Below are 19,470 nucleotides of genomic sequence, written 5' to 3' on the forward strand. Positions count from 1 at the left end.
CAGCAATGGGTGCACGGGAAGGGAAAGAAGCAGTGGAACAACCGGCGTGGGACGACCCCGAGTCATCGGCGGGGACGATGGTCCGCGGGGCGCTCTGGCTCCTGCAGGTCGTCGGCGAGGGAGGCACCTTCACGAAGAACCAGCTGCGGGATGCCTTCCCCGGCGTGTCGCAAGTGGACAGGCGCATCCGTGACCTCCGTGACTACGGGTGGGTCGTGCACTCCAGCACCGAAGAGGCGTCTCTGCTCGCCGAGGACCAGCGATTCGTGAAGGCCGGAGTCGCCGTGTGGGACCCGCAGGAGCGCCGGAAGGCTGCGCCGCGGAAGGCCATCCCGAGCAAGGAGCGGCGAGCAGTCCTCGCGCGCGACGGCTACATGTGCACCCTCTGCGGGATCGCGGGCGCGGAGCCGTACCGGGACGACCCTGTGATGACCGCAGTCCTGTCGGTCTCGCGCCGGAAGGTCCGCACGCTAGAGGGCACTGAGACCGAGATGCTCGTCACCGAGTGCAACAGGTGCAGGTCCGGGCAGGACAAAGCACCGATCGACATAGGCGACGCCGTCGCGGCCGCCAACGCCCTCAGCCCGGGCGACCGCCGTCGGCTTCTCCGCTGGATGGAGCGCGGCCGGCGAGGCATGACGGAGCTCGACCGCGCCTGGGAGGCGTACCTCAGGACCCCCGTCGATCTGCGGCCGGAGATCGCCGAGCGGCTGCGGGACCAGCAGTAGCTGGCCGGAGGATGATTGAAGGGTGGACGGCCGGCCGAGATCGAATGAGCGCACCAGACGCTCGGACTCCGAGTCCGCGTCCTATGCCTCAACGCCGGGCGTCCGCAGCCGGATGCAGCTGCAGCGCACGCGCGACACCGCGCCGGAGCTCGCCGTCCGGAGGCTCCTGCACGCGATGGGGCTCCGATACCGCGTCGACCGCGCCCCGTTGCCGAAGTTGCGGCGGCGGGCCGACATCGTCTTTGGACCTGCGAAGGTCGCCGTGTTCATCGACGGCTGCTTCTGGCACGGCTGCCCCGAGCACTGCCGGCGGGAGACGCAGGCGAACCCCGCGTACTGGTCGGGCAAGATCGCCAGCAACCGGGCCCGGGATGCCGACACTGACTCCCGGCTCGTGGACGCTGGGTGGACCCCGGTGCGCATCTGGGAGCACGAGCCAGCGCAGTCGGCCGCCGAGCGCATCGCCTCGATCGTCCGGCAGCGGCGCTCGTCATAGTCAACGGGCGCTCTGCAAACGCAGCTCGGGCTGCCCGGGTCACTTCGCTTCGAGCTTCAATCTCACTGCCGCGCCCAGCTGCTCGGCCAAGGCTTCGACCGATCCAGCAACATATTCCTCTCGCCGCGGTCCACGCTCGCGTAGTAGCACACTGTGACGCCCAGCTGTTCGGCCGTCTGCTCCTGGTGAGCCCGCGTGCGAGTCGGATGACGCGGACCCGCTCTCCGAGAGGTCGTCGCGCAGGCCAGCTGACCTGCCGCTCTAGTGATGCGCGACTTGTCGCCGGCCACCTCTAGGTTGGTGGCATGGAGACCCTGAACGTCGCGCTGAAGAACTGCCACGGCATCCGCGAGCTGCAGGCTACGTTCGACTTCGGAGACTGCAGCGCGGCTGCTGTCTACGCGCCCAACGGCACGATGAAGACGTCCTTCGCCCGGACCTTCCGAGATCTGTCGGACGGAACGGAGACGAAGGACCACATGTTCCCGGAGCGGGAGACGTCCCGCAGCGTGACCGACGAGACCGGCGGCGAGATCGACTCGTCGGACGTCGTCGTGGTTCTCTCCTACGACGAAGAGGTGGGGCCGACCGAGGAGACCTCGACCCTCCTCGTGAATGCCGCGCTCCGCAAGGAGTACGAAGGGCTTCAAGTCGACCTCCTCAACGCCCGAGACGAACTGGTCGTTGCTCTCACGGCGCAGGCCGGCACGAAGCAGGATGTCGTCAGCGCGGTGTCGCAGGTGTTCATGCATGATGCCGACAAGTTCTTCGACGCCCTCGTCCGGGTGAGCTACGAGGTCGAGCAGATGGAGGACGCCCGGTTCGCCGACCTGCCGTATGACATCCTCTTCAACGACAACGTCGACGCGATCCTAAGGTCGCCGGCGCTGCAGTCGGAGCTGGAGCAGTACGTCACCCGGCTGAACGAGCTCCTCGACGAGTCCGCGTTCTTCAACCGGGCGTCGTTCAGCTTCTACAACGCGGCCAAGGTGACGAAGAGCCTCGGCGACAACGGGTTCTTCGCGGCGAACCACTCCCTGCTGCTGCACGGCGAGGAGAGTCCGCGGGCCGTGAACAGCGCGGCTGACCTGACGGCGTTGATCGCGGAGGAGAAGAAGCGCATCACCGCTGACGACGCGCTCCGCAAGAAGCTGGACGCCGTCGAGAAGGCCCTACAGAAGAACGTCGACACTCGCAAATTCTTCGACTTCGTCGCGGGCCGGGTGGACCTCCTCTCGGAGCTCGCAAACGTCTCAACGTTCCAGCAGGACGTCTGGAAGTCGTACTTCAAGACCCACCAGGAGCTGTTCGACCGGGTGGTGACGTGCTTCAAGGAGACCGAGGCACGCCGCAAGGAGATCGAGCAGCAGGCGGCCGCCGAGAGCACCCAGTGGGAGAAGGTCATCAAGATCTTCAACGAGCGCTTCTTCGTGCCGTTCCGGCTCAGCGCCGAGAACAAGTACCGGGTCATGCTCGGCCAGGAGACCATGCTCAAGCTCATCTTCGAGTTCGAGGAGGGCGGCGACTCGACGAGCGTCGAGCGCGACGACCTGCTGGCGGTGCTGAGCACTGGCGAGAAGAAAGCCCTCTACATCCTCAACGTCCTGTTCGAGATGGAGGCGCGCAAGGCCGCGGGCAGGGAGACGCTCTTCATCATCGACGACCTCGCCGACTCGTTCGACTACAAGAACAAGTACGCGATCATCCAGTACCTCAAGGAGATGGCGGAGCACGCCGACTTCAAGCTCATCCTCCTGACGCACAACTTCGACTTCTTCCGAACGCTGCTCAGCCGCGGGGTCGTCTCGTACAAGAGGTGCTTCATGGCGCAGAAGGGCGAGTCGAGGGTCGTCCTCGACCAGGCGGCCCACGTCAAGAACCCGTTCATCCACGGCTTCAAGAAGAACTTCTTCAGCGACGGCATGCAGCGCGTCGCGTCGATCCCTTTCGCCCGCAACATCCTCGAGTACACCAAGGGCGATGACGACCCCGACTACCTCAGGCTGACCTCGCTCCTGCACTGGAAGCAGGACTCCTCGTCGATCACGAACGCTGACCTCGACCGGATTTTCAACGGAACCTTCCACGGCCAGGGGGACGCGTCCTGGGGGTCGCCCGGCGAGTCGGTGATCGACCTGGTGCTCGCGCAGGCCGACCTCGCGCTGGCCGCGCCTGAGGGAGTCAACTTCGAGCACAAGATCGTGCTGTCCATCGCGACCCGGATCCTCGCGGAGCAGTACATGGTGACCGAACTCGCCGACCCTCCGTTCACCGATGGCATCACGGCCAATCAGGCGTACGCGCTGCTCCGCGCGTTCAGGAGCCGAGGGCTCGGCACGGCGGAGGCGATCGAGACGCTCGACGGCGTGGTCCTCATGACGCCGGAGAACATCCACGTCAACTCGTTCATGTACGAGCCGATCATCGACATGTCCGACGTGGCGCTGCGACAGCTCTACTCACGGGTTAAGAGCCTGTACTCGTAAACCGAGAGAAGCCAATGGCGGTCCTCGCCGGGCGAACCCGAGCGGGCCTGCTGAGCCGTTACGTGCCCCAGATGCGACTTCGACGATTCACAAACCTGCTCTGACCAGGCTAAAGGCACTCTGGTGCCCTGCTTTGCAAGCAGGATGTCGGGAGTCCGATTCTCCCATGATCCACAGCAAAAACGGGGCCGTAGCTCACCTGCTAGAGCGCCGCTTTTGCAAGGCGGAGGCAAGGGGTTCGAGTCCCCTCGGCTCCATATCACCCCAGGTCAGAGGCCGTTTTCCCGCTCGGGAAAGCCGCCTCTTTCCGTGTCACGTGTCGGTTTGGAGCGGCCGTTCTGAGCGGACGCAGCACGCGCCCAGGTGGTAGTAGGAAGGCGAATAGCGGTAGTAATCCGTGTTGGGTTCGGTGCGCCCCGTGCGCCCCCACGACCCGCGGAATCCTGCAGGTCCCGGATCACCGATTCTGCCCCGTGCGCCCCGAGTGCGCTCCGGCGCGCGACTTCAGGGGCGGGTGAGGATGCGACCGATGAGCTCTCGCTGCTCGATCGAAAGCGCCGACGCGTTCGCGACCGCCCGCTTGACGGCGGCCTCGAGCGCATCATCCGCACCGCGTGGGGCATCATCCTCGATGACGTGTTCGTTATCCACGCCACCAGCCTGCCAGGACGACGCGCCGTAGGCTAGAGCGTGCCAACTCGAGGAGATGGACGATGACCGAGCTGCCGGATTGGGACGAGCTCCCGGAGGGGCTCCGTCATCCGAAGAACCTTGCGCGTCTGGCGATCGAGCAGCTCTCTCTGCCCGCTGATTCCCCGTGTCGTGTTCTGATCGTTCAGGACGCCGGCTGGCGTGACGGCCGGGTCTACGTCGAGGTTGAACGGATCGGCGGGCGCACCTCTCGGATTGACATCGAGAAGGGGGACGGTCCCAGTACGCTCGCAGCAAGAATCACCGCCGTCCTCAGTTAGATCGATCACCGCACACCAGAGCCCCGTGGCCCCGATGTCCACGGGGCTCTGGTCATGCCGCCCCCGCCGCTCGGGACGCTGCCAGTACCGCGTGCACCGTGCCGACCGAGACGCCGACCGCGCGAGCGATTTCTCTGATTGATTCGTCCCTCTCGCGCCGCGCAAGGATCACGGCGCGCTTGTCGTCGTTGACCACCCGCGGCCGTCCGCCGACCCGACCGCGCCTCCGTGCCGCCTCAAGCCCGTTCCGCGTCTTGCGGACGATGTCGCGACGGCGGTCCTCGGCTAGGGCGAGGGCGAGGTCGAGGTCGAGGATGAGGCTGCGCTCGGAGTGCTCGCCGGCGGCGATGCCCTCAAGCACCTTGACGGTGCACCCGCGCTCGAACAGCTCAGTGAGGACGATGAGGCCCTCCAGCAGGTTACGCCCCAGGCGGTCGACCTCCTGCACCGCGAGCATGTCGCCGTCCCGCATGTAGTCGAGCGCCGCCTGCAGCCCGGGGCGATCGTCGACCTTGAGCTTGCCGCTCACCTTCTCCTCGAAGACGCGGATGCAGATCGGGTCGAGCGCGTCGTGCTGGCGCTGGGTCTCCTGCTTCGCGGTGCTCACTCGCACCAGCCCGATCAGTGCCATGGCTCCTCACCTCGTTCAAAAAATGTGTTCAAGTAGCGCTTCCTACCCTGCCTGTTGTTGAACGACATATTGAACCGGAGAATGGCTGAATGGGACGACTTGGAGGAGTCTCTCAGGCGTCCACGCAAACGACCGTTTTCTGAACATTGCAGCGGTTCACGGCGGACACGATGCGCTCGAGGCCATCGAAGTCACGTTCCGTGATGAGGCGCAGTGCGATGTCGTCGCGCCGCTGGCCATGCAGGTTCCGTCGGAGTGACAGATCGAGCCCATCACGGCCACGCCTCTCCGTCGTAGTAGTCGACCTGTACGACGTGATCGGCGCGTTCCCGAAGCCACTCGGCGACCGCCTCGTCTCCGTCCCAGGCGTCGGCGGCGTGCTCGAGCGCCGCGCCGGCCATCCGCGCTGCGAGAGAGTCTTGGATCCGCCTCAACTCCTCGGCGTGGCGGTGATTAATGTGCTGCGTACCGATCAGGTCGTCGCGCGACGCGGCCATGACCCTCGACCGCTACACGGACCTCTTCCCCGATGACCTCGACGGCGTCGCGACGGCCCTCGGGGCGCTCCGGGAGGCCCGGCTCCTCCGACAAGAATCCGACAAGGATTGAGGTGTGAGGCGGCGTGCTCCGTTGTGCGCAGATGGGGGCGGATGCGCGTATTCCCGCGAAAGTACGACGTGTGACCTTGCGTCATCTGTGGGTGATCCTGGGTTCAAATCCCACCGTCACAGCCATCCGAAGGCCCTGACTTCCTGCTGAGGTCGGGGCTTTCGTCGCATCCGGAGATCCACGCTTCGGCAGGGGACTTCTCCACCCGTCGACTCGTCGATCGAGGAATGCTGCAGGAGATGAGCGGACGCAGTCGGGGCCGCGTGTGGCTGGCGATGGAGGTGCTCGACGTGCTCGACGCGTTCACCGAGGAACTGCGGCGGCCCTCTGCGGGCCGATACGTCACCTGATGCGAGCGCCAGGGTGGATGGCGAACCGAGTGCGGCTCGTGCCATGGCCCGGCGTCGCGCACGGCGTGTCGCGCACCTGATGCACTCAGAATGCTCACTCGGAGCCTCGGAGCGAGACGACGCGATTGTGCTCGCAGCATTCTTCCGGGCGCGAGCGGCGCCCTTCCGCCGCTCAGGGCAGCGGCGTCGTGCCCCGCCGCGCGGGCGTCGCCTGCCGCGTGAACCGCGCCATCACGGCGTCGACGAGCCAGCCGAGCGCGAGGGCGACGACGATCGAGATCAGCACGGCGGTCAGCGTTCCGCCCGGCACGATCGCGGCGATGGCCGCCCCGATGACGGCCTGGTAGGTCGCCCACAGCGTTGCCGATGCGGCCGCGACCGCGAGGTACCTGGCCGGGGGCACCTTCGTCGCGCCCGCCGTGAGGTTGACGGCGAGCCGAGCGAACGGGATGAAGCGCGCCGTGAAGATCGCCGTCGCGACGTGCTTGCGGAGGCGGCGGCGCGCCCATGCGTGCGCGTGGCGGAAGCGCTTGCTGCGGGCGGCGATGCGCCAGCGCTCCGGGTGGAGGAGACGCCCGATCCAGTAGCACGAGGTGTCGCCGAGCGCGGCCGCGGCTGCGGCCACGGCGATGACGGCGTACAGGGGAGGGCCGATCTCGGACGAGACCGAGCCGAATGCCGTGACCGCGAGCTCACCCGGGATGACGACGAGGAACGAGTCGGCGAAGACGAGGCCGAAGAGCGCGCCGAGCGCCCAGGGGCTCGCCGCGAGGGCTTGGATCCATACATCTGCCATGTCGGCCTGCATCGTATGGTTCGGTGGAGCGACCGTCCTGTGAACGGCGGCGCGTGCTGGGAACGGTCGGGCCTCGCGCGGGACGCCGCCCGAGCTCCGGATGCCGTGGCCGCCGCTCCGCGCGCCCGTCGGCAAAAATCGCGCACGGGTTGTTATGCGCGCGCGGCCGCTACAGGAGCATGATGAAAGTTCGTGTGGCGACGCAACGAAGGAGTTCTCGTGTCTCAGCCTCAACCCGGCAAGCTCAAGCGGAATCAGCTCGGCGTGCCGTCAATTGTTTTCCTCGTACTCGCGGCGGTCGCCCCCCTCACCGCCGCGGTTGTGGTCATGCCGCTGGCGATCGGCTTTGGCAACGGGGGTGGGATCTCGGTCTCGGTGCTCATCGTGGGCGCCGCCCTGCTGCTGTTCGCGATCGGCTACGCGCAGATGTCGAAGGAGCTCGTCAACGCCGGCGGCTTCTACGCGATCGCCGTGAAGGGCCTCGGGCGCACCGCGGGTCTCGTGACCGGCCTCGTCGCGACCCTCGGCTACAACTTCTTCGTCGCGGGCACGGTCGGCACGACCGGCTTCTTCACGGGCCAGGTCGCGTTCCCGGCCCTGTTCGGGTTCGAGATCAACTGGTTCCTGATCGGGCTCGTGCTCTTCGTCATCGTCTTCCTGCTTGCGCGCAGCGGCATCCAGGTGAGCGCCATCGTGCTCGGCGTCGCCCTCGTGCTCGAGGTCCTCATCCTCCTCGCCTTCGCCATCTCGGTGCTCGTGCAGACCGGCTACAGCTTCGACGCGTTCACGCAGGCGTTCAGCCCCGAGATCCTCGTCGGTGGCTCGATCTGGATCGCGTTCCTGCTCGTGGCGACCGCGTTCATCGGGTTCGAGGCCACGGCGCTCTTCGGCGAAGAGGCCAAGGAGCCCCGCAAGACGATTCCGCGGGCGACCTACACGGCGATCATCGTCGTCGCGATCATGCACGCCTTCTTCGCCTGGGCGATGGTGAGCGCGGTGGGAGTGGGTGACGCGCAGCAGGTCGCGCTCGATCACCTCGAGGGCGGCGACATGCTGCTCGTGCTGATCGACCAGTACCTCGGTCCGTTCGTCGGTGTCATCGCCCTCGTGCTGCTCGTCGTGAGCATGTTTGCCGCGCAGCTCGCCTTCCACAACTCGGCCGGCCGCTATCTGTTCGCGCTCGGTCGCGCCCGGGTGCTGCCCGTGTGGCTCGCGAAGACCAACAAGCGTGGCGTGCCCGAGCGCGCGCTGCTCGTGAACCTGCTGTTCGGGCTCCTCGTCGCGGCCATCTTCGCCGTGGCGGGCGAGACCGACCCCGAGGGCAATCCGCTCCCGGCGGTCGTCACGCTCGTGCCGGTCGGCATCGGCTTCGGCACGCTCGCGGTACTCATCGTGCAGGCGATCGCGGCGCTCGCGGTGGTCGTGTACTTCCGCAAGAAGGGCGACCCGCGCTGGTGGAGCACGTTCATCGCACCCGGCATCGGCTTCGTGACGCTCACCGCGTTCAGCATCGGCGCGCTGTTCAACTTCACGCTCGTCGCGGGCTCCGACGCGGTGTACGTGCAGGTGATGCCCTGGGTGATCGTCGTCGCGATCGTCGCCGGAATCGCGTACGGGCTCGCGCTCAGGTCGCGCAAGCCCGCGGTCTACGAGGGCCTCGAACACGATCTCGAGAAGTTCGAGGAGGAGCCGCTCGAGGCCGACGAGGCGCCCGCTACAAAGCGATAGCCGGCCGCGGCGGCGCGCGCTCAGCGCGCCGCCGCGCGCAGGTGCGCCCGTTCCCCCTGCTTGCCGATGAGGCTCAAATACTCGACGGGCCCCGCGCTCGTCGCCCCGAACCAGTGGGGCGTGCGGCAGTCGAACTCCGCCGCCTCGCCGGGCGTGAGCAGCAGGTCGTGCTCGCCGAGCACGAGGCGCAGCGTGCCGTTGAGCACGTAGGCCCAGTCGAAGCCCTCGTGCGTTCGCGGCTCCGGAACCGCGTCGTCGCGGCCGGCGGGCAGCACGATCTTGTAGGCCTGAATGCCGCCGGGTCGCCGCGTGAGGGGAACGAAGGTCGAGCCGCCCCAGCCCTGAAACGGCCGCATGTTGACGCGTGGATCGCCCGTCGGCGGGGCGTCGACGAGCTCGTCGAGCGTGACGCCGTAGACCCGGGCAAGCGGCAGGAGCTGCTCGAGGGTCGGCCGGCGCAGGCCCTGCTCGAGTCGAGAAAGCGTGCTCGCCGAGATGCCGGTGTCGTCGGCGAGCTGCTTGAGCGTGATGTCGCGCCGCTGCCGGAGGCGCAGCAGCCTCGGGCCGACGGCATCGAGAGTGCGGTCGAGCGAGTCGGAGACGTCCATCCCTCAATGTTGCCAGTTGGAAATGCTCGTTGCCAGCCTTAGTGTCCGGCGCACAGAATCGTTCTGACACGATCATGCGGATCGGGGCGCGGCGAACGAGGAGGCCAGGGATGAGTGGAACTCAGAGGGATGGGCAGGATGCTGCTGCGGGCGCGAGCCCCGCACGTGCCGCGTTCGGCGAGGCGCTCGCCGACCCGGTGGTGCGCGACGTCGTCGTCGTGGGCGGCGGCGCGGCGGGGCTCAACGCCGCGCTAATGCTGGCCCGGTCGCGCCGCAGCGTCACGGTGATCGATGCTGGGCAGCAGCGCAACGGGGCGGCGGACGGCGTGCACGGGTTGCTGGGCCTCGAGGGCATCCCACCGGGCGAACTGCTGGCGCGTGGGCGCCGAGAGGTCGTGAGCTACGGGGGTGAGGTGCGCGACGGTGAGGTCACGGCCGTCGAGGCGCTCGATGTGTCGAGCGACCCGGACGCGGACGTGGCGGACACGGCATCCGGCACCGCGGCGCCGGGCACAGGCCCCGCTGATGTGACAGTGGGCGCCACCGGCCTGGCGGCCGGCCCCGCTCGCTTCGCCGTCACGCTCGCGGACGGTTCCCGGCTGCGAGCGCGTCGCCTCGTGATCGCGACGGGCCTCGTCGACGAGTTGCCCGACGTCCCCGGCGTGCGGGAACGCTGGGGGCGGGACGTGCTGCACTGCCCCTACTGTCACGGCTGGGAGGTGCGTGACCGAGCGATCGTCGTCTTCGCGAACGGGCCGGTCCTCACGCATCAGGCCATGCTGTTCCGGCAGCTCAGCGACCGCGTCACGCTCTTGACCTTCGACCATGAGGTCGGCGCTGACGACGCGGCGACCCTCGCCGCGACCGGCATCACGGTCGTCGACGACGCCGTCGAGGCGATCGAGGTCGCCGACGACCGCGTGGTCGGCGTGCGCATCGCAGGCGGCGCGGTGATCGACGCAGACGCCGTGGTCGTCGCGAGCCGGCTGATCGCGCGGCTCGGGCCGTTCGGCGAGCTCGGGCTGACGGTCGCACACCACCCGATGGGGGAGTACGTCGAAGCCGATGAGACCGGTCGCACGTCCGTCGAGGGCGTGTGGGTCGCCGGCAACGTGACGGATCTCGCCGCGCAGGTCGGCGCCGCTGCGGCGAGCGGCGCCCTCGCGGGCGCGCATGTCAACGCGGACCTGGTCATGGAGGAGGCGAAGCGAGCGACGGCTCGCGCGTCCGCGATCGCGTAGGTCAGGCTCGGGCGCCGAGGCGGGCGAGCGCCACCGCCACGACACCGAGCGCCGCGAAGCTCGCGACGGCGAGCGCCATCGGCAGCGCGGAGCTCGTGCCCGCGGCGCCGACGATAACTGGCGCGAGGGCGCCGAATGCGTATTGCCCCGCACTGCAGAGGGCCGACGCACTGCCGCGGGAACGGCCGGCGACGGCGAGGGTGAGCGCGGTGGTGTTCGCCATCGTGAGGCCTGTTCCGGCGAAGAGCAGGAATGCGCACGCGAAGAACACGGCGACACCGAGGGCGCCGGATGCTGCGAACACGAGCAGCGTGCTCGCCGCCACCACCGTGAGCACCTGGCCCGCGATGAGCAAGGTGCCTGCGGTGAACCGGCCCGCGAGCAGGGTGTTGACCACCGACGCCAGGGCAACGCCCGTCGCCGCGCTCGTGAGCAAGATGCCGTAGGTCAAGGGATTCAGGTGGAGCAGCCGCTGCCCGACGAATGGCGAGGCAACCAGGAATGCGGCCATCGCCGCATAGCCGGCGCCGATGGCCACGACGTACCCGCGCACGTCCCCGCGCCGCAGCAACGAGCTCATGCCGTGCAGCGCCGAGAGCGGGCCGACTCCGCGCGAGCGCTCGGCGGCGGGATGTGTCTCCGGCACGACGGCGAGCACCACCAGGAACAGGAGCGCGCCGAGCACGGCGAGCGCCACGAACACGGCACGCCAACCGAACTGCGTCTGCAGCGCCCCGCCGATCGTCGGCGCGACGAGCGCCGAGATGCCGACGGCGATGGAGATCATGCTCACGGCGCGCACCGCGCGCACCCCCGTCGTGAGGTCGGCCGCGATGGCCCGCGAAAGCACCACGCCGGCGGCCGCGCCGAGGCCCTGCGCGACGCGAAGCGCCAGCAGGAGGACGACGCTGCCAGCGATTGCCATGGCGATGGCGGCAACGGTGTACAGCGCGAGCAGGCAGAGCAGGACGGGGCGTCGGCCGATGCGGTCGGCGATCGGACCGACCAGGAGCGGGCCGATCGCGATGCCGACGAGGAAACCGGTGTGCGTGAGTTGTACCAGGGCGGGATCGGCTTCGAGATCTGCAGCGATCGCGGTGAACGACGGCAGTACCAGGTCCGTGGAAAGCGGCCCCATGCCCGCCAGCACCCCGAGGATGATGAGCAGGACGGGCCCGAGGCGCGTGCGCTGCCCGGTCCCGGGGCCCGGTTCGGTTGGCAGGTGCGTCATCGCGGTGCTCTTTCGGTCGGGGGTCGAAACGCTACGCGTGCGCGGGCGCTGTGCGCCCCCGCCTTCTCATGTCATGCGAACAGAACGCGGCGATCTGCTGCTCCCGCGCAACCGAGCGCGGCGTGCGCGGGTTTGCTGACCGAACGGTTGGTCACCGACTTCCGCGTCAGTACTGGGGATGCGGCAGTTCGGCTCGACGCCCACGGCGGCTTCCTCGCCCCAACCGGGGAAGTACCCCCGGAGATTGCCGTCTCGGCGCGCGCGATGCCGGGTTACGCTCAGTGCCCGTGGGTGCGAGGTCCCTTGCACCATCCGGCTTGAAAATCCCTGACAAAGGAGTCATGTCAATGGCCCAGTCCTCCGCTGCGCAGCTGCAGCCGACGGCCGCCGAACGGCGGCGCGTGATCGGTGCGACGATCGTCGGCACCACCGTCGAGTGGTACGACTTCTTCATCTACGCCAACATGGCGGCGCTCGTCTTCAACCACCTCTTCTTCGAGCCGGCCGGCGCTCAGTACGCGACGCTCTGGTCGCTGTTCTCGATCGGGCTCTCGTTCCTCTTCCGGCCGCTCGGTGCATTCCTCGCGGGCCACTTCGGCGACAAGATCGGCCGCAAGCCGATGCTCGTGCTCACCCTGCTCCTCATGGGCGGCGCCACGACGCTGATCGGCTTCCTGCCGACCTACGCCGCCATCGGCATCGCGGCGCCCATCCTGCTGATCCTCCTGCGCATTCTGCAGGGCATCTCCGCCGGTGGCGAGTGGGGCGGCGCCGTGCTCATGGCCGTCGAGCACGCACCGTACGGTCGTCGCGGCGTGTACGGCATGTACCCGCAGCTCGGCGTGCCGCTCGGCATGATCCTCGCCTCGGGCATGATCGCGCTCGTCTCGGGTATTTCGCCGCTCATCTCCGACACGTTCTTCGACGAGTGGGGCTGGCGCATTCCGTTCATCTTCTCGATCGTGCTCATCGCCGTGGGCTACTGGGTGCGCCGCTCGGTCGAGGAGTCGCCCGTCTTCAAGGAGATCGCGCAGGACGCCGAGCAGCAGTCGGCACCCATCGTGGTCGTGTTCAAGAAGTACGGCTGGCTCGTCGTGCTCTGCGCGTTCATCTTCGCGGGCAACAACGCCGCGGGCTACATGACGACCGGCGGGTTCCTCCAGGGCTACGCGACCGGCTCGATCGAGGGCAGCCTGCTCACCATGGACCGCACGCTCGTGCTCGGCTTCGTCACGATCGCGTCGGCGGTCTGGTTCTTCTCCACGCTCGCTTCCGGCTACATCTCGGATGCGATCGGGCGCCGGAAGACGTTCATCATCGGCTGGCTCGGACAGCTGGTCGCCGTGTGGATTCTCTTCCCGCTCGTCAACCAGGGGCAGGACAACCCGCTCATGTTCCTGCTCGCCGTCTCCCTCTTCGCGATTCCGCTCGGCCTCTGCTACGGGCCGGTCTCGTCGTGGTACGCCGAGACATTCCCGGCCTCGGTGCGCTACTCGGGCGTCTCGATCTCGTACGCGATCGGCGCGATCATCGGTGGCGCATTCGCCCCGTTCATCGCGCAGGCGCTGCTGCAGGCGTACGGCTCGTGGGTCGCGATCTCGATCTACCTGACGGCCGTGACGCTGCTGAGCCTTGCCGCGACGTTCCTGCTCCGTGCCCGCGACAACGTTCCGCTCGACCACTCGTTCGAGACCGACGGCGACTGGGAGGGATTCGTGGCCGACGAGGGCGCCAAGCGCAAGCCCGACATGGCCGGAATCGGGAAGTAGCTGCACGGCGCTCGGCGCCGCACGAATTCCACGGCCGCATCGCCGCCGTCCCGCAAACGCGGGGCGGTGGCGATGCGGCCGCCGGCTGCGGGGCTGCGACGGCGCTCCGGTGCACCGCGTCGGCGCGCGTGGCCGGGAGACGCCGTCGCACGCCCCGTACGCTTGCCCCGTGACCGAGTTGCATCTTCCGCCGCGCGGCGACTTCACCTTCCGGCAGCTCGAGTGCTTCGCGGCCGTTGCCGAGGCCGGATCGATCGCCGGCGCCGCGGCCGGTCTCCACGCCTCCGAATCCGCCGTCGCCGATGCCGTCACGGCCCTCGAGCGGTCGGTCGGCGCCCAGCTGCTCCTCCGGCGACGCTCGCGCGGCGTCACGCTCACGAGCGCCGGCCAAGCAGCATTACCGCTCGCGAAAGAGCTGCTGGGGCGCGCATCCGAGCTCTCGCTCACGGTCACCGGCGGTCACGATGCGAGTCTGCGCGGTCCGGTGCGCGTCGGCGCCCTCAGCACGCTCGCGCCGAGCGTGCTGCCCCTGTTGATCCGCGAATTCACCGACCTGCACCCGGACGTCGAGATCAGGTTCTCGCTCGCCGACCAGGACGAACTCGCCGAGCGTCTCAACGACGGCGACCTCGACCTCGCCTTCGCGTATGACATCGACTTCTCACCCGAGTTCTCTCGGGTCGTGCTGCACCGCACTCGCGCCGACCTCATCGTCTCGGCCGACCACAGGCTCGCAGACCGCGACGTCGTCGACCTCGCCGAGGTCGCCGACGAACCGATGGTGCTGCTCGACATCGCGCCGTCGCGGCAGCACACGCTCGAACTCATGTCGGCCCTCGGAGTCACGCCGCGCATCAAGTACCGCACCGCCAACTACGACCTCTGCCGCGGGCTCGTCGGGCGCGGGCTCGGCTACTCGCTGCTCATGGCCCGCCGGTTCACACCCGTCACGTGGGACGGGAGCAATGTCGTCAATCTGCGCATCCGCGAGATGCCGCGAACGATCGGCATCCTCGTCGCCTGGCGGCCCGGCCCGCAGCCCGAGCGCGTGAAGGCACTCATCGATTTCTCGAGGGATGTCGTGGCGCCGCTCATCCGATTCGACGATTGACCGCGGCGCAGGACTCGAGGAGTACTCGCGGCGCCGCTTTCCTCGGGTGACGTGGGGAATATGGCCGACGATAGCCGGGTGACACCGGGGAATCGGCGTGTGAGACTCGACGCACGCCAATTCACCCACACACTGTCGTGAGGTCACCGTGTCCCGCACCGAAGCATCCACTCCTGCCGTCGCGCACGAGGCCGTGACCGTCGCTCTCGACCCGGTCGACGCCCCGATCGTCGAGGTCGACCCGGCCGAGCTGCACCGCGACCCGTACCCCACCTACGAGCGCCTGCGGGCGGCCGGGCCCGTCGTGCACGCGCCCGCGATCGGCAGGTACCTCGCGACCACGCACGCGGCCGTGGTCGAGGCCGAGCAGGACCAGGAGACGTTCTCGGTCGACGTCACGGGAGCGCTCATGTCGCGCGCCCTCGGTGATCAGCCCATGCTCCGCAAGCCGGACCCCGAGCACGCGACGGAGCGGAGTTCGATCAATCCGACGCTCCGGCCCAAGCCGATCGCCCAGCACTGGGCGCCCATGACCGAGCAGACCGTCGAGCGGTGGCTCGACCACCTCGACGAGGTCGGTCCCGACGAGGCCGACCTCAATCGCGACTACTCGGCGCCGATCGCGAGCCAGAACCTCATCGACCTCGTCGGGTTCCGCGGTGTCGACGTGCGCGACATGGCCCGCTGGTCGGCCGACTTCATCGCGGGCAGTGGGAACGTGCTCGATGACGCCGACATCTGGCGCCGCTGTGACCAGTCACGGGCCGACGTCGATGCGGTGCTCGACGAGCTCATTCCCCACCTGCGGGCGAAGCCGGATCGGTCGATCACCTCGCACCTGCTCGAGGCAGGGCTCGACGAGCGCGTCGTGCGCGCGAACGTCAAGCTCACGATCTCGGGCGGCATGAACGAGCCGCAGCACATGATCACGAACCTCGTGTGGGCCTTCGACCTGCACCCCGACCAGCGCGACGACGCCATCGCGCACCCCGAGCTCTACGGCAACGCCTTCGAGGAGTGCGTGCGCTGGCAGTCGCCGATCGGCATGCTCCCGCGCGAGGCGAAGGTCGACGCCGTCCTGCAGGGCGTTCGCGTGCCCGCCGGCCAGAACATGGGCCTGCTGCTCGCGTCGGCCAACCGCGACACCGCCGCGTTCGAGAACCCCGACGCGTTCGACATCCACCGCAACGCGCGCGGCCACCTCGGGTTCGGCAAGGGCGTGCACCAGTGCGCGGGTCGCTGGGCCGCGAAGACCATGATCGGCGAGATCGCCGTGCCGGCGCTCTATCGCCGTTTCCCGGGCATCCGGGTGGATGCCCGACGCGAGATGGCCTGGAACGGTTTCGTGTTCCGCGGCATCACCGCGCTGCCGGTGACCTGGTAGCCGACCGCGGTCGAGGCGCCGCGCTACCGGCCGCGCCGGAGGATTCGCGCGGCGCGGCGCCGGTACCGGCGGGCTGCCACGAACTCGCGCGAGGCCGTGCTCGACAGCGCGAGCAGCGCCGCCACCAGGAGCAGCATCGTGCTGAGATCGATGAGCAGGCCGACCTGCCCGAGCACCTGCGCGCTCGACAGAGCGAGCGTGCCGATCGAGGCGGCGAGGAGCACCGCCATCAGCATGACCCGGGCCCCGGCGACGCCCCGTGCCGCCAACAGGGCGAGCACGAGCTGCACGAGCACGATGACGGCGCTGACCGCGATCACCACGATCCACACCGCGCGCACGACGTCGTCGTCGGTTTCGAGGCCGAGGTCGCTCGCGGCGATCCGCTCGAGCCGCAGCTCGGCGATGACATCGAAGTTGCGCAGTTGCCACAGGAACCGCGCGACGCCGATGAGCGCCGAGAGCACGGCGAGGGCGCAGCCGACCACGAGCGCAAGCGGGCGGCGCTTCCAGATCTCGCGCGCGACCTCGCCCGGCCGCTCGTCGTGGCCGGTCGAGTCGAGGATCGGCGCCCCGGACTCGTCGCGGTCTGCCGACTCGAGCTCAGGGTCGAGGGGCAGCGACCGCACGTCGAGGACCGGAAGGTCGCCGTCGGTGATGATCGAGTCGCCGCCTCCGTTGCGCGAGTGGTACCCCGTTGAGAAGTCTTCAATGACGGTCACGCGCACGTCGTCGCGAGCATCCGTCACCGTCCGCACGATGTGGTCGCGCTCGATGTCGGTGTTCTCGTCGATCTTGTGCGTGATCTGCAGCGTGAAGAGGGAGAAGCCGACGGCTCGGTCGTAGGTGCCGGCCGCGAGCCAGTCGACGCGTCGTCCGCCGGGCAGCAGCCATCCATCGGGACAGCGCCAGAAGCGCACGTGGTGCCGCTTACCCGGATTGCCATCGACCTCCTGCTGGTAGGCGAAGTCCTGCCTCCGGCCGAACAGGAACAGGGGAGAGACCGGCGCCTCGTCGTAGCTGCGCCGCGTGAGGGTCGTCGCGACGATGCGCCAGGTCGACTGCGCCGTGATGTCATCGGCCTTTGTCCATCCCGCGTCGAGCATGGCCCGGTGCAGTTGCGACTCGTTGCCGACCACGGCGACGTTGACCGGGTCTCCCAGCAGCCCGTCGCTCGTACGGGCTCGGCCGATGAAGTAGTTCGGCACGTAGATGGCGGTGAGGATGCGGTGCAGCCGCGGCAGCGTGAGATAGGCCGTGATGAGCCAGCCGACGAGCAACACCGCGCCGTACCACCCCCACCCGAACTGCCAGCCCTGCACGAGGATCGTGACGCCGAGCATGACGCTGACGATGCCGCCCGCGATGAAGAACAGGTGGTCGGCAATCGTGCCCTCGTGCACGTAGGGCCGCTGCACCGCGAACGACGTGCGCCGCGCGCGGTGGTCGTGGCCGTCTCGGTGGGGGAGCATCGCGTCGGCGGTGCGGCGGATGAATTGGCGGGCGGGCGACTCGCCGGAGTCCTCTCGGCGGTCCCGGTCGTCGGGTCTGCCCCAGTTCTCACGAGAGTCTCGGTCGTCGGGGGAGTCCCGGTCGTCGGGCGTGCCCTGGTCGTCGGGGACGAGTGGCGGATGCTGGGAGGGCGGGGTGGACATCGTCGGTGCGGTTCCTGCGCGGCTGTACGGAGGTCGGGGCGCCTGGCGGGGCGCTCAGTTCGTCTCGGCGGGCGGGCGCAAGCGCACCATGAGCGAGTCGACCACGGCGACGACCGGGGGCGCGCCCCCGGCACCGATACCGGTGACGGCGACCTCCTCGGCGCCGTTCTCGCCCGCGGCGGCGACTGGGCCCTCTGGGCCGATGTTGTGCACGACCGTCTCGAATCGTCGCCGGCGGGCACTGAGCGCCTCGGCGAGCCGGCACGTCGCGGTGAGCCGGTCGCCGATGCGAGCCGGCTGACGGAAGTGGATCTCGCTCGTGACGGTCACCCACGCTGACTCGTCGTCGAGGGTGTTGGCGCCGACCCCGGTCGCCGAGTCGGCGAGGGTGAAGATGACGCCGCCATGGCACAGGTTGAGGCCGTTGACGTCGGTCGGGCCGATGGTCTGTTCGAGCACGATGCGCTCGTCGTCGAGGGCCGTCACCCGCATGCCGAGCGTGACGGTGCGGTGGTCTTCGAGCAGGATCTGCTCCAGGCGGCGCCGCCGGTGGGCCTCGTCGCGCCGGGCGTCGCGCCGCAAGGCCTCGGCGGTCTCCGTCGTGAGCCCGAGCGCGGGAGGTGCGGGTGTCTCGGTCACGGTGCCTCCGGGGGTTCTCGCCGTCATCGCGTCGCGTCGCTTCCTTGATCGTATCGGCAGCCGTCGCCGCCCGTCCGATTGGGATGAATGGACTGCGCTCCAGGCGCGGTAACCCCCGACCGTGACGCCTCGCCGCGCCGATCGGCCGCCGCGTCAGCCACAATGGGGTCTGTGACCTCAATGCCGACGACGCCCCCGCCGCCGCCGACCCAGCCCGCACTCCCGATTGTGAGCTGGAACCTGCTTCCAGCGCTGCTCGTCTCCGGATCCGCGGTGCTGCTGTTCGCCCTCGAGAACGCTTGGGGGTATGCGCCCCTGCTGACGGGCGTCGCCATCGCCTGGCTCCTCGACCGGGCCTTCGCCCGTGACGTGTCGATCATCGCCGTCGGCATGGGCATCATCAGTCTGCACTCCATGAAGGCCGACCTGTCGTGGGGCAACATGGTCGTGATGGGCACCGTGCTCGCGGCCGCCGTGTTCGTTCCGTACGCGCTCAGCCGCTGGGTGCTCAAGGACCATGCCGTGCGCTTCCCCACGCGCAAGAACACGCGCTGGAGCCGTCTCGAGTGGGGCTGGCTCGGTGCTGTGCTCGTGTTGGGCTGGCTGATCCTGCCCACCTACTTCATCACCTCGGGCGCGTATCAGAACTGGCCGGCCGTGACCGAGTGGCACGAGATCGCGCGCCTGTTCGTCGGCGTGAACGCGGTCGGCATCTGGGACGAATTGTTCTTCATGTGCGTCGTGTTCACGCTGTACCGCCGCCACTTCTCGTTCTGGACGGCGAACGTGCTGCAGGCGATCGTGTTCGTGTCGTTCCTCTGGGAGCTCGGCTACCGCGCCTGGGGCCCGCTCCTGACGATCCCGTTCGCCCTCGTGCAGGCTTGGATCTTCTCGAAGACCCGCTCACTCGTGTACGTCATCACGGTGCACCTGCTCTTCGACCTCGTCGTCTTCCTCACGATCGTGCACGCGCATCACCGCGACTGGCTCACCATCTTCTGGTACTAGGGGCGACGGCGCGGGTCCGGGGGCAGAAA

18 protein-coding genes and 1 tRNA gene are annotated in these 19,470 nt (G+C 68.6%); 11 read left to right on the forward strand and 8 right to left on the reverse strand.

What is annotated here, in order from left to right; all coding sequences use genetic code 11:
* The first annotated feature begins 32 nt into the window (after positions 1 to 32).
* From F8O04_RS11745 to F8O04_RS11760, 4 genes are all read left to right on the forward strand, one after another.
* Positions 33 to 728, forward strand: a complete 696-nt coding sequence (locus F8O04_RS11745; RefSeq protein WP_225735028.1) for a heterodisulfide reductase-related iron-sulfur binding cluster — start codon at positions 33 to 35, stop codon at positions 726 to 728.
* Positions 729 to 750: 22 nt separating this feature from the next.
* Positions 751 to 1,224 (forward strand): very short patch repair endonuclease, encoded by a 474-nt coding sequence (locus tag F8O04_RS11750; protein WP_263971341.1) that lies wholly within the window; start codon positions 751 to 753, stop codon positions 1,222 to 1,224.
* A gap of 305 nt (positions 1,225 to 1,529) precedes the next feature.
* Entirely contained in the window at positions 1,530 to 3,710 is a 2,181-nt protein-coding gene (locus F8O04_RS11755) for an ATP-binding protein (RefSeq protein ID WP_158029555.1), read from the forward strand.
* 184 nt (positions 3,711 to 3,894) lie between these two features.
* A tRNA-Ala gene (locus F8O04_RS11760) sits at positions 3,895 to 3,967 on the forward strand.
* Positions 3,968 to 4,214: 247 nt separating this feature from the next.
* Here the strand turns inward: F8O04_RS11760 and F8O04_RS14870 are convergent.
* A complete protein-coding gene (locus F8O04_RS14870; RefSeq protein WP_188726424.1) occupies positions 4,215 to 4,361 on the reverse strand; it encodes a hypothetical protein in 147 nt (48 codons plus the stop codon).
* A 62-nt stretch (positions 4,362 to 4,423) separates the two neighbouring features.
* Between F8O04_RS14870 and F8O04_RS11765 the strand changes: the two genes are divergently transcribed.
* Positions 4,424 to 4,681 carry a hypothetical protein gene (locus F8O04_RS11765; protein ID WP_158029556.1) on the forward strand — a complete coding sequence of 86 codons (258 nt, stop codon included), beginning with the start codon at positions 4,424 to 4,426 and terminating at the stop codon, positions 4,679 to 4,681.
* Positions 4,682 to 4,733: 52 nt separating this feature from the next.
* On the opposite strand, the gene F8O04_RS11770 is transcribed toward F8O04_RS11765, so the two are convergent.
* From F8O04_RS11770 to F8O04_RS11775, 3 genes are all read right to left on the reverse strand, one after another.
* The gene (locus F8O04_RS11770; RefSeq protein ID WP_158029557.1) at positions 4,734 to 5,312 is read right to left on the reverse strand and encodes a recombinase family protein; all 579 of its coding nucleotides are present in this window, start codon (positions 5,310 to 5,312) and stop codon (positions 4,734 to 4,736) included.
* Between the two features lie 272 nt (positions 5,313 to 5,584).
* On the reverse strand, positions 5,585 to 5,809 hold the full coding sequence (locus F8O04_RS14875) for a hypothetical protein (RefSeq protein ID WP_188726425.1): 225 nt from the start codon (positions 5,807 to 5,809) through the stop codon (positions 5,585 to 5,587).
* 634 nt (positions 5,810 to 6,443) lie between these two features.
* On the reverse strand, positions 6,444 to 7,067 hold the full coding sequence (locus F8O04_RS11775) for a DedA family protein (RefSeq protein WP_158029558.1): 624 nt from the start codon (positions 7,065 to 7,067) through the stop codon (positions 6,444 to 6,446).
* A 219-nt stretch (positions 7,068 to 7,286) separates the two neighbouring features.
* Between F8O04_RS11775 and F8O04_RS11780 the strand changes: the two genes are divergently transcribed.
* A complete protein-coding gene (locus F8O04_RS11780) occupies positions 7,287 to 8,795 on the forward strand; it encodes an APC family permease (protein WP_158029559.1) in 1,509 nt (502 codons plus the stop codon).
* 20 nt (positions 8,796 to 8,815) lie between these two features.
* Here the strand turns inward: F8O04_RS11780 and F8O04_RS11785 are convergent, their stop codons facing one another.
* The gene (locus tag F8O04_RS11785; RefSeq protein ID WP_158029560.1) at positions 8,816 to 9,403 is read right to left on the reverse strand and encodes a helix-turn-helix domain-containing protein; all 588 of its coding nucleotides are present in this window, start codon (positions 9,401 to 9,403) and stop codon (positions 8,816 to 8,818) included.
* A gap of 110 nt (positions 9,404 to 9,513) precedes the next feature.
* On the opposite strand from F8O04_RS11785, the gene F8O04_RS11790 reads away from it, so the two are divergent.
* On the forward strand, positions 9,514 to 10,644 hold the full coding sequence (locus F8O04_RS11790) for an NAD(P)/FAD-dependent oxidoreductase (protein WP_158029561.1): 1,131 nt from the start codon (positions 9,514 to 9,516) through the stop codon (positions 10,642 to 10,644).
* A gap of 1 nt (position 10,645) precedes the next feature.
* Here the strand turns inward: F8O04_RS11790 and F8O04_RS11795 are convergent, their stop codons facing one another.
* Positions 10,646 to 11,875, reverse strand: coding sequence for a multidrug effflux MFS transporter (locus F8O04_RS11795; RefSeq protein ID WP_158029562.1), 1,230 nt, complete (start codon positions 11,873 to 11,875; stop codon positions 10,646 to 10,648).
* Between the two features lie 347 nt (positions 11,876 to 12,222).
* On the opposite strand from F8O04_RS11795, the gene F8O04_RS11800 reads away from it, so the two are divergent.
* From F8O04_RS11800 to F8O04_RS11810, 3 genes are all read left to right on the forward strand, one after another.
* Positions 12,223 to 13,644 carry an MFS transporter gene (locus F8O04_RS11800; protein WP_158029563.1) on the forward strand — a complete coding sequence of 474 codons (1,422 nt, stop codon included), beginning with the start codon at positions 12,223 to 12,225 and terminating at the stop codon, positions 13,642 to 13,644.
* 169 nt (positions 13,645 to 13,813) lie between these two features.
* Positions 13,814 to 14,755 (forward strand): LysR substrate-binding domain-containing protein, encoded by a 942-nt coding sequence (locus tag F8O04_RS11805; protein WP_188726426.1) that lies wholly within the window; start codon positions 13,814 to 13,816, stop codon positions 14,753 to 14,755.
* A gap of 148 nt (positions 14,756 to 14,903) precedes the next feature.
* Positions 14,904 to 16,139 (forward strand): cytochrome P450, encoded by a 1,236-nt coding sequence (locus F8O04_RS11810; RefSeq protein ID WP_225735029.1) that lies wholly within the window; start codon positions 14,904 to 14,906, stop codon positions 16,137 to 16,139.
* 23 nt (positions 16,140 to 16,162) lie between these two features.
* Here the strand turns inward: F8O04_RS11810 and F8O04_RS11815 are convergent, their stop codons facing one another.
* A complete protein-coding gene (locus F8O04_RS11815) occupies positions 16,163 to 17,794 on the reverse strand; it encodes an LssY C-terminal domain-containing protein (RefSeq protein WP_225735030.1) in 1,632 nt (543 codons plus the stop codon).
* A gap of 54 nt (positions 17,795 to 17,848) precedes the next feature.
* On the reverse strand, positions 17,849 to 18,433 hold the full coding sequence (locus tag F8O04_RS11820; protein WP_188726427.1) for a PaaI family thioesterase: 585 nt from the start codon (positions 18,431 to 18,433) through the stop codon (positions 17,849 to 17,851).
* Positions 18,434 to 18,613: 180 nt separating this feature from the next.
* Here F8O04_RS11820 and F8O04_RS11825 point away from each other — a divergent pair, with 180 nt between their 5' ends.
* Entirely contained in the window at positions 18,614 to 19,441 is an 828-nt protein-coding gene (locus F8O04_RS11825; protein WP_158029665.1) for a CPBP family intramembrane glutamic endopeptidase, read from the forward strand.
* Positions 19,442 to 19,470: the final 29 nt, after the last annotated feature.

It is taken from the genome of Pseudoclavibacter endophyticus, assembly GCF_008831085.1.
GTDB lineage: Bacteria > Actinomycetota > Actinomycetes > Actinomycetales > Microbacteriaceae > Pseudoclavibacter > Pseudoclavibacter endophyticus.